Below are 1698 nucleotides of genomic sequence, written 5' to 3' on the forward strand. Positions count from 1 at the left end.
ATTACTATCAACTGCGGTCCATGAAGTATCTCTAATATTTAATCTGTACTCTCCGACTTGATTTACAGATGTATTAGCATCTACAACACCATTCATAAATGATATAGAGACCGTTTTGTTGTCTTCATCATTACATGCACCTACAGTAACGCCAGTTCGAGGCTCCCATGTATACGCAGAACCATCATCTGCTGAGTTGAAAAATTGTATATATCCATCAGAGGCATTATTGTTTACGTGGTTTGTTGCATTTACTTCTATGTTATAAGTATAGTCTGAAGCTAGATTTAGTACAGGAGCAGTTGCTCCAGATACACCTGAATAAGTGGTTGTTAACCTACTTTGTGAAGTAGGATTTGTTTGGTTTTGGTCATCTATATGCATCATAAATGCTTCAGGTCTGATAGCAAAGTTGTCACGAGAACAGATATATTTGATTTTAGTTCCATATATACACTCTAAACAAGCATTTAGCTCTCTTTTACTCATAGACGAAGCTGCAGCAGTACCTGCATTTGCACAAGCTTCTGGAACTTGTGTAAATGTCTTAGATTTAAGCTGTCCAGCAGGGTTTAAGTACTCAAAATAAACATCATTTACACAACTTGAACCAGCATATCCTGGAAAATCTTTTAATTTAAATAAACCTGAACCAATAGGGTCTTCTTGTGATATTGTAGTTTCATTACTATCACCTACAGGATAGCTTATGCGAAAGGCTACATTTTCTCTAGCCTTTGCGTAAAAGTTTGCAGCTGAATTTGGATCTATTAAAAGATGATTGTCAATAATATCTTTTGCCGAAAAACTTGCTCTATTCCCCTGTATAGTTACCCAAACCTTATCACTAATGGAGCTGCTTTCCTCTTGACATGATGCTTCAGTATCGTGAAATGCTGAGGCATCTATTAGTTCTACGGCAACCGTTGTGTTTATATCTTTTAATGTATTTGTATTATTTACATCTAAAGAGATGACCTTGAAGTTACCAGCTCTAGAAGTAACCTGAGTCGGGAGATTATAGTAGTATCCGCTTGTTAGAGAATTATTTGCATACCCGTTATGGACTATATTAAAAATTCTTTCTTCTGGACTATATACAGAACTACCGCTACATATTTCAATATTACTATTTAAATACCTTGTGTATGGTACTGTTGTAGTAGTAGCACCTGTTGGTAGTGTTACATTGTAGTCAACTCTAGCATTTATAGGCATATTAATATCTGATGTGAATGTATCTAGAGTGTAATATGTATAAAAATATTCAAGACCGTCTACTTCACCTATAGGAATATTTTCTACAGAGCTTTTATCTGCTGAAATTGTTAAAACAGCATCAGAAATCGATGTTTGAATAATAGAATTAGGCAGTGTAACAAGTGTTGAGTTGGATTGATATTTTGCTTGAGTAATATTAATATCTAGGATATTTACAGTAAGGTTGTCAGCTGTTACATCTGAATTTTCTTCATTTCTTATATAAAGTTTAACAGCTACTGGCTCTCCACTAACTATTGTTCCAGTTATATACGGACCAGCTGTTTGATTATGCTTTGCAGTAAAGTATTTTCCATACTGACTATATGCATAGTCATAACAAAATTTTGGTTCATAAATTTCAGTTGACATAATAACTGTACTTGCATAAAATGAATCATTTACTGTATTTATTTTTATATCTAAACCGGTTTCTGC

At 34.0% G+C, this 1698-nt stretch carries 1 pseudogene; it reads right to left on the reverse strand.

Features of this window, described 5'->3' with window-relative positions:
- Positions 1-1698, reverse strand: a pseudogene (locus tag ABZC13_RS14275) (hypothetical protein); the annotation flags it as partial.

The sequence above is a fragment of the Sulfurimonas sp. genome (genome assembly GCF_041563035.1).
In the GTDB taxonomy this organism is placed as follows: Bacteria; Campylobacterota; Campylobacteria; order Campylobacterales; family Sulfurimonadaceae; genus Sulfurimonas.